The 12,647-nt window shown below is 70.8% G+C and carries 16 protein-coding genes and 1 riboswitch; of the genes, 6 read left to right on the top strand and 10 right to left on the bottom strand.

Translation table 11 applies throughout. From position 1 onward, the window contains the following. Positions 1-32: 32 nt before the first annotated feature. Positions 33-536, bottom strand: a complete 504-nt coding sequence (locus tag ACFY0F_RS06945; protein ID WP_388790075.1) for a DUF4396 domain-containing protein — start codon at positions 534-536, stop codon at positions 33-35. 230 nt (positions 537-766) lie between these two features. Here ACFY0F_RS06945 and ACFY0F_RS06940 point away from each other — a divergent pair, with 230 nt between their 5' ends. After that, positions 767-1,492 (top strand): lysophospholipid acyltransferase family protein, encoded by a 726-nt coding sequence (locus tag ACFY0F_RS06940; protein WP_388790072.1) that lies wholly within the window; start codon positions 767-769, stop codon positions 1,490-1,492. Positions 1,493-1,549: 57 nt separating this feature from the next. Here ACFY0F_RS06940 and ACFY0F_RS06935 read toward each other — a convergent pair whose 3' ends face one another. From ACFY0F_RS06935 to ACFY0F_RS06900, 8 genes are all read right to left on the bottom strand, one after another. Then, on the bottom strand, positions 1,550-3,145 hold the full coding sequence (locus ACFY0F_RS06935) for an alpha/beta hydrolase (RefSeq protein ID WP_388790069.1): 1,596 nt from the start codon (positions 3,143-3,145) through the stop codon (positions 1,550-1,552). Between the two features lie 131 nt (positions 3,146-3,276). Then, positions 3,277-4,035, bottom strand: coding sequence for an urease accessory protein UreD (locus ACFY0F_RS06930; RefSeq protein WP_388791305.1), 759 nt, complete (start codon positions 4,033-4,035; stop codon positions 3,277-3,279). Next, on the bottom strand, positions 4,032-4,712 hold the full coding sequence (gene ureG / locus ACFY0F_RS06925; protein ID WP_388790067.1) for an urease accessory protein UreG: 681 nt from the start codon (positions 4,710-4,712) through the stop codon (positions 4,032-4,034). Before ureG ends, ACFY0F_RS06930 begins: the two co-directional genes overlap by 4 nt. 413 nt (positions 4,713-5,125) lie before the next feature. Beyond that, positions 5,126-5,800, bottom strand: a complete 675-nt coding sequence (locus tag ACFY0F_RS06920) for an urease accessory protein UreF (protein ID WP_388790064.1) — start codon at positions 5,798-5,800, stop codon at positions 5,126-5,128. After that, positions 5,800-7,521, bottom strand: coding sequence for an urease subunit alpha (locus ACFY0F_RS06915; protein WP_388790061.1), 1,722 nt, complete (start codon positions 7,519-7,521; stop codon positions 5,800-5,802). The genes ACFY0F_RS06920 and ACFY0F_RS06915 overlap by 1 nt, the downstream gene beginning before the upstream one ends. After that, positions 7,514-7,825 (bottom strand): urease subunit beta, encoded by a 312-nt coding sequence (locus tag ACFY0F_RS06910; protein WP_388790058.1) that lies wholly within the window; start codon positions 7,823-7,825, stop codon positions 7,514-7,516. The genes ACFY0F_RS06915 and ACFY0F_RS06910 overlap by 8 nt, the downstream gene beginning before the upstream one ends. A gap of 10 nt (positions 7,826-7,835) precedes the next feature. Beyond that, positions 7,836-8,138, bottom strand: coding sequence for an urease subunit gamma (locus tag ACFY0F_RS06905; protein ID WP_388790055.1), 303 nt, complete (start codon positions 8,136-8,138; stop codon positions 7,836-7,838). 243 nt (positions 8,139-8,381) lie between these two features. Beyond that, positions 8,382-8,660 carry a type II toxin-antitoxin system Phd/YefM family antitoxin gene (locus ACFY0F_RS06900; protein WP_388790052.1) on the bottom strand — a complete coding sequence of 93 codons (279 nt, stop codon included), beginning with the start codon at positions 8,658-8,660 and terminating at the stop codon, positions 8,382-8,384. Between the two features lie 70 nt (positions 8,661-8,730). Here ACFY0F_RS06900 and ACFY0F_RS06895 point away from each other — a divergent pair, with 70 nt between their 5' ends. From ACFY0F_RS06895 to ACFY0F_RS06885, 3 genes are all read left to right on the top strand, one after another. After that, positions 8,731-9,369 carry an ATP-dependent Clp protease proteolytic subunit gene (locus tag ACFY0F_RS06895; RefSeq protein ID WP_388790050.1) on the top strand — a complete coding sequence of 213 codons (639 nt, stop codon included), beginning with the start codon at positions 8,731-8,733 and terminating at the stop codon, positions 9,367-9,369. 7 nt (positions 9,370-9,376) lie between these two features. Further along, the gene (locus ACFY0F_RS06890) at positions 9,377-9,685 is read left to right on the top strand and encodes a hypothetical protein (RefSeq protein WP_388790048.1); all 309 of its coding nucleotides are present in this window, start codon (positions 9,377-9,379) and stop codon (positions 9,683-9,685) included. 305 nt (positions 9,686-9,990) lie between these two features. Continuing rightward, positions 9,991-10,202: riboswitch (cyclic di-AMP (ydaO/yuaA leader) on the top strand. 3 nt (positions 10,203-10,205) lie between these two features. Next, on the top strand, positions 10,206-10,679 hold the full coding sequence (locus tag ACFY0F_RS06885; RefSeq protein WP_388790046.1) for a C40 family peptidase: 474 nt from the start codon (positions 10,206-10,208) through the stop codon (positions 10,677-10,679). A 102-nt stretch (positions 10,680-10,781) separates the two neighbouring features. On the opposite strand, the gene ACFY0F_RS06880 is transcribed toward ACFY0F_RS06885, so the two are convergent. Further along, on the bottom strand, positions 10,782-11,240 hold the full coding sequence (locus tag ACFY0F_RS06880; protein WP_388790043.1) for an ATP-binding protein: 459 nt from the start codon (positions 11,238-11,240) through the stop codon (positions 10,782-10,784). A gap of 223 nt (positions 11,241-11,463) precedes the next feature. Between ACFY0F_RS06880 and ACFY0F_RS06875 the strand changes: the two genes are divergently transcribed. Beyond that, positions 11,464-12,384 (top strand): helix-turn-helix domain-containing protein, encoded by a 921-nt coding sequence (locus ACFY0F_RS06875; RefSeq protein ID WP_388790041.1) that lies wholly within the window; start codon positions 11,464-11,466, stop codon positions 12,382-12,384. A gap of 9 nt (positions 12,385-12,393) precedes the next feature. After that, complete coding sequence (locus tag ACFY0F_RS06870) at positions 12,394-12,618, top strand: DUF397 domain-containing protein (RefSeq protein ID WP_388790038.1); 225 nt, start codon at positions 12,394-12,396, stop codon at positions 12,616-12,618. Positions 12,619-12,647 lie beyond the last annotated feature (29 nt).

Here is a 12,647-nt window from a genome sequence, read left to right as displayed (position 1 = left end):
GGGCCGGTCCTGCCGGACGGGCCGGCCGGTGCTCAGTGGTGGGCGTGCACGACCGCGTGCCCCTTGCCGCGGCCGATCATCCACCGGTTCACTGGGGTGGTCAGCACGAACGCCAGAGCCAGCGACAGCACGAGTGAGGCCCAGAACAGCCAGTCGGAAAGGCCCGCGTCCATGGCGCCGGGCACGCCGACCATCACCGTGTTGTCGATCAGTTCCATCACCGCGATGGACACGGTGTCGGCGGCCAGCGCGACCCTGACCGCCTGCCCCAGGGGGACGCCGGCGCGCAGGACGCCCCGCATGGTCAGCGCGTAACCGAAGACGAACGCCAGGACGATGGAGATGACCACGGTGGCCGCGTTGTGCAGGCCGGCCGCCGTGCCGATGACCAGGCCGAGGATCTCGCCGATGGCGCAGCCGGTGAGGCAGTGGAGTGTGGCCCGGGCGGCCATGCTCCAGGACGTACCGGCCGCCTGATGGTGCCCCTGGTGTCCCTGGTGCTCATGGTGCTGGTGGTCATGCGTCGCGTGGTCCATCGTCGGCCTCCCCTTTCGCGATCTCTCGACTCCGCCAACCATATACCCCCCAGGGGTATTCTCCACTCCGGCCGCCCGTCAGGAAGGCCGGTGGCGGGTCGTCATCGACACGGGCGGAACCGGTTCCACCGGACTACGGCTGCACTTACACTGACACCCCGTTTGACATGCCGGTTGACCTGCGAGAACTCTGCGGTTGAGCCGATCCACCCGGAGTGAGGAGCGACCCCTTGTTCTACTACCTGCTCAAGTACGTGCTGTTGGGGCCGCTGCTGAGGCTGGTTTTCCGGCCCCGCATCGAGGGCCTCGATCACGTGCCGTCCTCCGGAGCGGCCATCATCGCCGGCAACCACCTGTCCTTCGCGGACCACTTCCTGATGCCGGCCATCCTCAAACGGCGCATCACCTTCCTGGCCAAGGCCGAGTACTTCACCGGACCGGGCGTGAAGGGCCGCCTGACCGCGTTCTTCTTCCGCAGCGCCGGCCAGATCCCGGTCGACCGCTCCGGCAAGGAGGCCGGCCAGGCCGCGATCCGCGAGGGGCTCGGCGTACTCCGCAAGGGTGAACTGCTCGGCATCTACCCCGAGGGCACCCGCTCACACGACGGCCGTCTGTACAAGGGCAAGGTCGGCGTCGCGGTGATGGCGCTGCAGGCAGGAGTACCGGTCGTCCCCTGCGCGATGATCGGCACCTTCGAGGCGCAGCCGCCGGGGCGCGTCATCCCGCGCATCCGCCCCATCGCCATCCGTTTCGGCGAGCCGCTGGACTTCTCCCGCTACGCGGGCATGGAGCACGAGAAGGCCGTCCTGCGAGCCATCACCGACGAGATCATGTACGCCGTGCTGTCGCTGTCCGAGCAGGAGTACGTCGACGAGTACGCGGCGGTCGTCAAGGCGGAGCAGGCCGCGGCGGGGGCCGAGAAGGAGCGCCGCTTCCCGCGGCTGCCGCTGAGCTGACCGGCATGACGAAGGGGCGGCCGGGATCCCGGCCGCCCCTCGGTCGTCGTAAGGCGACTACGGCTTGGGCGTGGCGTGCGGAGCGCAGGTGACGTCCGCGGTGTCCAGCTTGCCGGTGAGCAGGTAGGTGTCCACCCGGTCGTTGACACACGGGTTGACCAGGCCGGTCACGCCGTGGGAGCCCGCGTCCTTCTCGGTGATCAGACGGGAGCCTTTGAAGCTCTTGTGCAGTTCGACGGCGCCCTCGTACGGGGTGGCGGCGTCACGCGTGGACTGCACGATGAGAACCGGCGGCAGGCCCTTGTGGGTCTTGACGTGCAACGGGGTCTGCTGCTGGACCGGCCAGGTCGCGCACGGCAGGTTCATCCAGGCGTTGGCCCAGGTCATGAACGGGTAGTTCTTGTTGAGCCGTGTGTTGTCGCGGTCCCACTTGCGCCAGCTGGTGGGCCACTTGGCGTCGGCGCACTCGACGGCCGTGTAGACGGCGTTGCTGTTCTCCGAGGTGATGTTGCCCGCGGTGTCGGACATGTTCGGAGCGGCGGCATCGACCAGCGCCTGGGTGTCACCCGCGAAGTACTTGCTGAACGTCGTCGCCACCGGCACCCACGAGGAGTCGTAGTACGGGGCGCTCTGGAAGAAGGAGATCAGCTCGGCCGGGCCGACGACCCCGCCGATGGGGTTCTTCTTGGCGGTGGCGCGCAACTGGAGCCACTTGTCCTGGACGGCGGCCCGGGTGGTGCCGAGGTGGAAGCTGGCGTCGTTGGCGGCGACCCAGTCCTCCCAGTCCTTCCAGCGGCCCTCGAAGGCGACGTCCTGCTCCAGGTTGGCCTCGTACCAGATGTTCTGGCGGGACGGGTTGACCACGCTGTCCACGATCATCCGGCGGACGTGCCCCGGGAAGAGGGTGCCGTAGACGGCGCCGAGGTAGGTGCCGTAGGAGACGCCGAGGTAGTTGAGCTTCTTCTCGCCGAGCGCGGCCCGGATGACGTCCAGGTCGCGGGCGGTGTTCGGCGTGGTCATGTAGGGCAGCATCCCGCCGCTGCGCTGGTAGCAGCCGTCCGCGTACTCGCGGGCCAGCTTGCGCTGGGCGGTCTTGTCCGCCTCGGTGTCCGGCACCGGGTCGGCCTTGGGCGCCTTGACGAACTCCTGCGGGTCGATGCAGGAGATGGGCGCGGAGTGACCGACACCGCGCGGGTCGAAGCCCACGAAGTCGTACGCCTTGGCGGTGTTGACCCACAGGGGGTTCTTGGTGGTGACCCGGCGCGGGAAGCGCATGCCGGAGCCGCCGGGGCCGCCGGGGTTGTAGACGAGCGCGCCCTGGCGCTCCCCCTTGGTCCCCGTGTTGCCGATACGGTCGACGGCGAGCTTGATCTGCTTGCCGTACGGCTTGGCGTAGTCGACCGGTACGGAGACCCAGCCGCACTGGATGGGCTTCTCCAGCCCCCAGTCGGCCGGGCAGTCGTGCCAGTCGATCCCGGCCTTGGCGGCCCGGGCGGCGGCGATCGCGGCGCCGCGCGCCTCCCGGTCCTGGCCGTGCCGCTCGGCCGCGCCGGCCGTGGGCGCCGAGACGGCACCGGCCAGCAGGGTGGCCGTGACGAGTGCTCCGGCCGAACCGAGCGCCAGCACGCGGTTCTTCGGTCTCGTGTCCCTCAAGTGGGGCCCCTCCCCGTACATCGCAGCGGATGGTCACGGAGGATCCTCGCGGCTGTGAACCACCTGAGGACAGGGGCCGTTGACCTTCTTTACCAATCCGATAACCGGACGTTGACGTCCCGTTCAGCGGATCAGGCCAACTGCGCCAGCGCCTCGTCCAGTACCCGCCGCAGTCGCAGCGCGTCGGCCGCGACGGCGGTCACCAGCACCGCGGGCCCGGCGAGCGGCGCGACGGCGGCCCCCTCCCCCAGCATCCGTGGCGCCACCGGTTCCCGCTCGAACTCGGGCCGGGCGACGACGAGTTGCCCCACGGCCCGATGTCCCGCGAGCACGGCGGGACCGTCCCAGCCGCCCGGCGCGCCGGGCCCGCAGGCCAGCTCCTGGTCAAGCACGGTCCGCCCGGCGATCCGCACGGTGAGCCGGCTGGTCAGGCGCCCGGGCTCCTCCCCGGTCCGGCCCAGTACCTGCTCCTCGCGCAGCACGAGCCGGGCCCCGGCCGCGAGATCGACGCGTGTGGAGACGTACAGGTCGCTGCCGCGGGCACAGATCAACTGCTCGGGCAGCCAGTGCAGTTCGCCACCCTCGGCCACGACGAGCCGTACGTCGTACCGGGATTCCCCCTTCCGCTGCCCCGGCAACGCGATGGTCGCGGCGGCGGAGCCCACGTGCAGCCGGGCGCCCTGCCCCACCTCCGCCGTCACGTCGAACCGGTCACCGCCGAGGGGCCCGCTCATCGCCCCGACGAGCACGACCCGCGCTTCGGCCCCGCTCGCCCGGGTCCGGCGCGGCGCCAGCGGCCCCTCGCCGTCCAGCACGGGCAGTGCGGTACCGCCCCGTCCGTCCTCCCGGGCGACGATCCGGGCGGTGGCCCGCACCCCGGTCACGGTCATGCCGTCCACGCCGCGAGCCGGGCGCGCACCCAGTCGACCACGTCCGTCACTCCCGTCTCGCTCCTGAGCGACTGGAAGACGACCGGCAGTTCACCGCGCTGCACCTTCGCGTCGGCGGCCATCCGCGCCAGGTCGGAGCCGACGTACGGTGCGAGGTCGGTCTTGTTGACCACGAGCAGGTCGGCGGTGGTCACGCCGGGCCCGCCCTTGCGCGGGATGTCGTCCCCGCCTGCCACGTCGATGACGAAGATCTGCGCGTCCACCAGCCCCCTGGAGAAGGTGGCGGTCAGGTTGTCCCCGCCGGACTCCACCAGGATCAGGTCCAACGGCCCCACCTCTTCCTCCAGGTCCTCGACGGCTTCGAGGTTGGCGGAGATGTCGTCCCGGATCGCGGTGTGCGGACAGGCGCCGGTCTCCACGGCCGTGATCCGCTCCGGCGGCAGCACGGCCTCCCTGAGCAGGAACTCGGCGTCCTCCCGGGTGTAGATGTCGTTCGTGACGACCGCGAGCGACATCTCGTCCCGCAACGCCCGGCAGAGCGCCGCCACGGTGGCGGTCTTCCCGGACCCGACGGGCCCACCGAGCCCGATCCGCAGCGCCCGCCGACTTCCGCCGGGCAGGCGGGCATCGGCACTGAGGGCGGCGGTCGTGTGGGTGGGGGTGTGGTCGAGGTGCACGAAGACACTCCAATCTCTCGCACCGGTGCGCTTTTGCAGCCCGGTCAAGGAACTCTCAGCCCGTCCGGCCTTTGAGGACGAGGCCGTTCAGGCCGATGGGGGTCCAGGGGGCGGACCCCCCGGTGGGGTTCAGGGGGCGGAGCCCCCCGGTGGTTCAGGGGGCGAAGCCCTTGGTGGGGTGCAGGGGGCGAAGCCCCGGTGGGGTGCAGGGGGCGAAGCCCCGGTGGGGTGCAGGGGGCGAAGCCCCGGTGGGGTGCAGGGGGCGAAGCCCCGGTGGGGTGCAGTGGCGGAGCCCCGGTGGGGTGCAGGGGCGGAGCCCCGCGAGGGGCCCAGGGGGCGGAGCCCCCTGGCGGGGTCGAAGGGGCGAAGCCCCTGGGGACGGGAAGGGTAGGGGCGGCGGGGGCGAGAACCCCCTACGAGGCGAACAACCGCACGGACCACCCCGCATGCCACTCCGCCCCCACCTCCGACAACGGCGCCGACGCCGCGGGCAGCACGTCGACCCCCTCCTCGACCACTCGCCGAGCCGCCTCCACCGCCCGGTCCGCGACACGATCCACCTCCGGCGCCAGCCGGGCCAGTACCGCCGTCGCGTCGAACGGATCCAGGCTCAGCAACCGCACCACCGCGGCAGCGGGCCCGCTCACGCTCTCGTACGCCGCACAGTACGCCGCGTCCAACTCCCCCAGCCCGGCCGCCCCGGCAACGACACCCAGCACCACAGGCTGGTGCGCCCCCTTGGGGAACCCCCCTGCCAGCACGTCCAGTTCACCGCACGGCCAGGTCGCCCGAGCGGCCCGCAACAGCTGCCGCCCCAGCCGCCGCCCGGCGCCCCGCAACGCGGGCGACGGCGTCCGCGCGTCCGCCGCGGCGTCCAGCACGGCCGGGTCCACACCGAGCGCCGCGGCCGCGGCGAGCGCACCCGCCACCAGCCCGGTGGTGTGCAACCGCCCCCGGCAGAAGTCCTCCAGGCTCGCGGCCCCGTCGATCCGCCCGGCCTTGACGGCCGCCTCGGCCCCGCCGGAGTGCGCGTGCCCACCGGCGGGAAACCGGCCGTCGGCCAGGACGAGAAGCGCTGCCCTGGACATCAGAAGAGGAAGTAACGCTGGGCCATGGGCAGTTCGGCCGCCGGAGCCGCCTCGACCAGTTCCCCGTCGATGTGCACGGCGAAGCTGTCGGGATCGACCTGGACACGCGGCCGGGCGTCGTTCTCCCTCATGTCCGCCTTCGTCACACCGCGCGTCGACTCGATGCCGACGAAGCGTTTGCCCAGCTGCAGTCGTTCCGGCAGCCCGTCCTCGATGGCCAGTGGTGCCACGAAGTTGAACGAGTTCGCGGCGGGCGCCCGGCCGATCGCCCCGTACATCGGCCGCGGGAGGATCGGCTGCGGCGTGGGAATGGACGCGTTCGCGTCGCCCATCTGCGCGTACGCGATCTGGCCGCCCTTGAGGACGAGGTGCGGCTTGACCCCGAAGAACGCGGGCTCCCACAGCACCAGGTCGGCGAGCTTCCCGGTCTCGACGGAACCGATCTCGCGGGCGAGGCCCTGGGCGAGCGCGGGGTTGATCGTGTACTTGGCGACGTACCGGCGCACCCGCAGGTTGTCGGCCAACCCGTCCCCGGGCAGCGCGCCCCGCCGGCGCTTCATCACGTGCGCGGTCTGCCAGGTGCGCAGCACGACCTCACCCACCCGCCCCATGGCCTGGGAGTCCGAGGAGATGATCGAGATCGCGCCCAGGTCGTGCAGTATGTCCTCGGCGCCGATGGTCGACGGCCGGATCCGGGACTCTGCGAAGGCGAGGTCCTCGGGGACGGCGGGGTTGAGGTGGTGGCACACCATCAGCATGTCGAGGTGTTCCTCGGCGGTGTTGACGGTGAACGGCCGCGTCGGGTTGGTGGAGCTGGGCAGCACGTGCGGCTCGGAGACCACGGTCATGATGTCCGGCGCGTGTCCGCCGCCCGCGCCCTCCGTGTGGTACGCGTGGATGCCGCGTCCGGCGATCGCGGCGAGCGTGTCGCCCACGAAGCCGGCCTCGTTGAGGGTGTCGGTGTGGATGGCGACCTGGATGCCGGTGCGGTCGGCGACGGTCAGCGCGGCGTCGATGACGGCCGGGGTGGAGCCCCAGTCCTCGTGCAGCTTCAGGCCCAGCGCGCCGCCGCGGATCTGGGACAGCATCGCCTCGTGCGAGACGGTGTTGCCCTTGCCGAGGAAGCCGATGTTGAGCGGGTACTGCTCCATCGCCTCCAGCATCCGGGCCAGGTGCCAGGGGCCGGGCGTGACGGTGGTCGCCTTGGAGCCCTCGGCCGGTCCGGTGCCGCCGCCGACCAGCGTGGTGATGCCGGCCGCAAGGGCCTCGTCGGCGATCTGGGGGCAGATGAAGTGGACGTGCGCGTCGATGGCGCCGGCGGTGAGGATCCGCCCGTTGCCCGCGATCACCTCGGTCTCCGGACCGATGACCAGGTCCGGGTGGACGCCGTCCATGGTGTCGGGGTTGCCGGCCTTGCCGATGCCGGTGATCCGGCCGTCGCGGATACCGACGTCGGCCTTGACGATCCCCCAGTGGTCGACGATGACGGCACCGGTGACGACGGTGTCGGGGGTGCCTTCCGCGCGGGTGGCGCGGGACTGGCCCATGGACTCGCGGATGACCTTGCCGCCGCCGAAGACCGCCTCGTCACCGGCGCGTCCGGGGCCGCCGGAACGATCCTCCTCGATCTCGATCAGCAGGTCGGTGTCGGCGAGCCGGATCCGGTCACCGGTGGTCGGGCCGAACAGGTCCGCGTAGGCGGCGCGGGAGATCTCAGGCATCGAGGGCACCTCCGGTCTCCCCGCGCAGGCCGGGTACGACACGGGCGCCGGCGAGCGGGACGAGTTCGACGTCGACGGGGATCCCGGGCTCGAAGCGCACGGCGGTGCCCGCGGCGACGTTCAGGCGCTTGCCCCGCGCGGCGGTGCGGTCGAACTCCAGGCCCGGGTTGGCCTCGGCGAAGTGATAGTGGGAGCCGACCTGGACGGGCCGGTCGGCGGCGTTGAGGACGGTGACACGGGTGACGTCGCGGCCCTCGTTGAAGGCCACGGGGCCGTCCGCGAAAAGGATCTCTCCGGGAATCATGGCCGGCCCCTCAGAGGATGGGGTCGTGGACGGTGACGAGCTTGGTGCCGTCCGGGAAGGTGGCCTCGACCTGTACGTCGTGGATCATCTCCGGGACACCCTCCATGACGTCGTCCCGGGTGAGCAGCTTGCGCCCGGAGGACATGAGTTCGGCGACCGTACGGCCGTCACGCGCGCCTTCGAGGATGTGCGAGGTGATGAGCGCGACCGCCTCGGGGTGGTTGAGCTTCAGCCCACGGGCCCGGCGCTTCTCGGCGACGTCGGCCGCGACGTGGATCAGCAGCCTCTCTTGCTCGTGCGGGGTCAGTTGCACGTCCCACCTCACAGTCCTCGCTCCGGACCGTGCGGGGCCCGGTTGCCGCGGCCACGGGGCAAAGTCCCTGTTGGCGTGGATCGGCAGGCTAGTGCGAGCGGGTTTCGGGCACGTTAACCGTTCCGTGATCCCCCGTCCGGCCGCGGACGGGCCACACGGCCGGCAGGGAGACCGGACCGCGCCCGGACCGTATACGGCGCGACAGCGACCGTCCCGGCCCTCACACCGGCCTGCGAGGCGCCCCTAGGAGCGGTCGGGCCGCCGGTGTTCCGCCGCGATGCCGAAGCGCTGCTGTTCGCGAGGAGCGGACGTGGCGTCGTGGGTGTGCGAGACGGAGCTGATCATCCGCTCCTCCTCCGCCTCGTCGAGCGCGTCGAGTCGTTCCAGGTCGGCGGCGGAGACGAGGGCGACCAGGGGCTTGCCGTGCCGGGTCACGACGACGCGCTCACCGCCGTACACCACGCGGTTGATCAGGTCGGCGAGTTCAGCCCTGGCTTGCGTCACCGGAATCTCGTAGGCCATACCCCCATCATAACGTCATGTACATCCTGTACATTTTTTACAGACAGCGCCGCCCGAGGAGGGGAACACCATGACCCGACCGTCCGCCCGTCACGTCCTGCCCGAGTTCACCGAGCGAACCGGCAGCGGCTACCGCACCGTCGATCCGTACTCCAAGCTGCTGCAGGAGCGGATCGTGCTCCTGGGGGCACCGATCGACGAGGTCTCGGCCAACGACCTCATGGCGCAGTTCATGTACCTGGAGTACGACGCGCCCGACCGGGACATCTCGCTGTACATCAACTCCCCGGGCGGCTCGTTCAGCGCGATGACGGCGATTCACGACACCATGCGGTACGTCACCTGCGACGTGGAGACGGTCTGCCTGGGGCAGGCGGGCTCGTCCGCCGCGGTGCTGCTGGCCGCCGGTACTCCGGGCAAGCGGTTCGCGCTGCCGGGCGCGCGGGTGGTGCTCCAGCAGCCGTCGCTGCCCGAGCCGACGCGGGGTCAGCCGAGCGATCTCGCCATCCAGGCGGAGGAATTGGTCCGGATGCGCGGCCTGCTGGAGGAGCTGCTCGTTCAGCACACCGGCCGCGACCCCGAGCGGGTCGGCGCCGACCTCGAACGGGACCTGGTGCTGGACGCCCGGGGCGCTCTGGAGTACGGACTGGTGGACCGGATCGTGCCCAGCCGCAAGGCCTCGCGCACCGCCACCCCGGACGCGGGGTGAGCCGCCGATGCTGCCACCGGAACTTCCGCCACTGCCGGCCCTGACCCGGGCCGAGGGCGAGTTGATCGACCGTTACCTGGAGGCGGCCGACCTGCTCGGCCGGGTGAATCCGGCGCGGCACGGCCACACCTACAGCGGACTGCGGGCCGCCCAGGCGCTGGTGCGCAAGGCGGTGGAACTGCGCGACGCCCTGGCGCTGATGCACAGCCGTGGCGAGACGGAGCTGCACGAGGCCACCCTGGCGCGGGCGCTGAGGGTGCTGGACGGCGAGCGCCGCACCGCGCGCGTCACCGTGCCCCCGGACGGCACCGGTTGACAGCTTGCGCGTTCACGGCTGAGTCGAAACGGTCCAAAGGACGTACCCACGTTCGGACTAGCAGCGCATCCTTTTCCAGGGCCCTCGAAGTTGCGCGAACCGCCCGGCCGAAGAGCGCCGGGAGGAGCTTCGACCCTGGTCGGAGGGTGCGCCGCTGTCCCGGCAGGGACTCGAACACGAGCCCGTCCACCCGAACGGCTGAGTGGTGAGTAACACCACAAATACTCGGTTCCGTTGGGTTTTTCGGACAGGTGTGGGCGAAGATCCCTGACTGACGACAAGACCCCGCCAAAGCGGCGGGGCGATCCGGGCGGACGCCGAGTCCTGCCGCCGCCTGGATGACCGGTCGACAGGAGTGGATCGGCAGGAGTGGAGGACCCAGGCAAGACGGGTCGCCGGAGCGGACAGCCGTCCGTCTCCGAGCAGCCCTTGGGGTGAAGCCGCGGCAACGCGGCCGGGCAACTTCGCCAGCCCGAATCCGACAGGTCATCCTTCACAGGCGGCTGACGAAGGGTTGCGCATGACTGCGCTCAATCGTGTCCCGTCGCTCATGGCCCGGGCCGGCACGGCCTCGGCATTCGCCATCGCCGCCGTCGGCGGCTCGATAGTCGTTCCCGGTGTCGCCACAGACGCCGCTGCCACGACTCCGGCGACGAAGGCGCTCCAGGTCGCGGCGTCCAAGAAGGGCGCACCGTACAAGTGGGGAGCCACCGGTCCCGGCAGGTTCGACTGCTCCGGCCTCACGCTGTACTCGTTCAAGAAGGCGGGCAAGAAGCTGCCGCGGACGGCAGCCCAGCAGTACAACAAGACCCACCACATCTCCGCCGGCAACCGCAAGGCCGGAGACCTGGTCTTCTTCCATTCGGGCTCGAACGTCTACCACGTCGGCATCTACGCCGGGAAGGGGAAGATCTGGCACGCCCCGAGGACCGGGGACGTGGTGAGGCTGCAGAAGATCTGGACGAAGAGCGTCTGGTACGGCCGGGTCAGCTGACCCGCAGTCACGCGCCGCACGGTCCCGGGCACAGGGCCACACCCGGAACCGTGCGAGCCGTGCGGGCCCATACGGACCCCTGCAGGCCCGTGCCGGGCCCCTCTAGGGCTCCTGCTGCCCCGCTGTCGTGACCGGCCTCGCCGGGAGTGCCCACGGCAGCTCGACGAACACCGTCTTGCCTCCCTCGCGGGTGGGCCGCACCCTGAGCCTGCCGCCGCACTCGGCGGTCAGCCAGCGGATGATGACCATGCCGCGGCCGTTGTCCTGCTGCACGGCGGCGGGCAGCCGCTTCGGGAAGCGGGGATGGCTGTCGGTGACACCGACGCGCAACTGCTCGTCACGGTCGAGCGCGAGGGCCACCGTGAAGGTGGGCGACTGCCCGAAGGTGTGCTGTACGGCGTTGGTGGCGAGCTCGGAGACGATGAGCCGGACGGTGTCGCAGACGCCGGTGTCCGGCTGGAGCCCCCATTCCGCCAGGATGCCCACCACATAGCTGCGGGCAGCGGAGACCGAGGCTGGATCGCTCGGCAGAGTGATGGATGCTTCCAGATGGTCCGCCATGGCGACGTCGTCCCTTTCCCACGGGACCGCAGTCCGACACGGAGCGGATGGGTTCGAGTACGGTCCCGCACTGGTGCTTCGTCGCCAGACTGCCATCAGCGCGCCGGTCACGGGTGAGAACCACCAGGATATGCATATATCTGTCGCTCAAAGCGGTGAACTCTACGACGGCAGACCGTATTCGGGCGGCGCGCGCGGAGTAATGGCGAGTAAGGAGTGGCCCATGCAGAACGGTCCCGCGGTGCGCCGCCGGAAGCTGGGCGCCGAACTGCGCGAGCTGCGCACCGGCGCGGGCCTCACCAGTGGTGAGGCCGCCCGTCTGGTGGGCTGGCACCAGTCCAAGGTCAGCCGGATCGAGACCGGCGCCAGTGGGGTGAAATCGGCCGATGTCCGGTTACTTTTGGACGCCTACGGTGTGACCGACCGCCAGCAGCGCGAGCTGCTGCTGGTGCTGGCCGGGTCGGACGACGTCGGCGGCCGGCACCACTGGTGGCACGCCTACCGCGGGGTGCTGCCGCCCGCCTACCGTGACTTCATCAGCCTGGAGTCGCAGGCGAGCGAGATGCGCACCCTGGAGACATCGGTGGTCCCGGGGCTGCTGCAGACGCCGGAGTACGCCCGCGCGGTCACCGGGGCGGCCGTCGGCAGAAGCCACGACGGTCCCGACGGCACTGGCGGCCCCGACGGCACGGTCGGTCCCGACGCCCCCGACGACGCCGAGGAGCGGCTGGACGCTCTGGTGAAGGTCCGGCTGGCCAGGCAGGACGTGCTGCGGTCGGATCCGCCGCTGGTGCTGAGCGCCGTTCTGGACGAGGCGGTGCTGCGGCGGGAGGTCGGCGGGCCGGAGGTGATGGCCCGGCAGCTTCAGCGGCTCCTGGAGGCGGCGCGTCTGCCGCAAGTGCGCCTCCAGGTGCTGCCCTTCTCCGCCGGGGCGCATATCGGTATCACCGGCCCTTTCGTTATCTTCTCATTTCCGAGCACTTCCGATCTGGACGTGGTTGTTCTCGACCATTTGACGAGTAGCCTCTACCTCGAGCGGAAAGAAGACCTCCGGGCCTACTCGGAGGCCTTCAACACCCTTCAGATCCACGCCCTTTCACCCGAGGACTCGCTGGATTACATCGCCGGGATAGGCGGCGCGTAAGGAGGCACCATGTCTGCACTGCCTCGGAACGTACCCTCCAGTACCGATCTGCACGGTGTGCGGTGGCTGCGCAGCAGCTACAGCACCGGAGCGAACAACTGCGTGGAGACGGCCCGCCCGCACTCCGGTCCCTGGACCGGGCTGCTCGCCGTGCGCGACTCCAAGGACCCGGCCGGACCCGCGCTGCTCTTCTCCCCCGGGAGCTGGGCGGAGTTCGTCGCCGCGCTCCGGTGACCTGCTGACCGCTTCCGGTCAGTTTCCGT

This window comes from Streptomyces sp. NPDC001544 (assembly GCF_042894285.1).
Lineage (GTDB): Bacteria > Actinomycetota > Actinomycetes > Streptomycetales > Streptomycetaceae > Streptomyces.
Note: the sequence above shows the minus strand (reverse complement) of the source record. Positions and strands in the feature narration are given on the sequence as shown.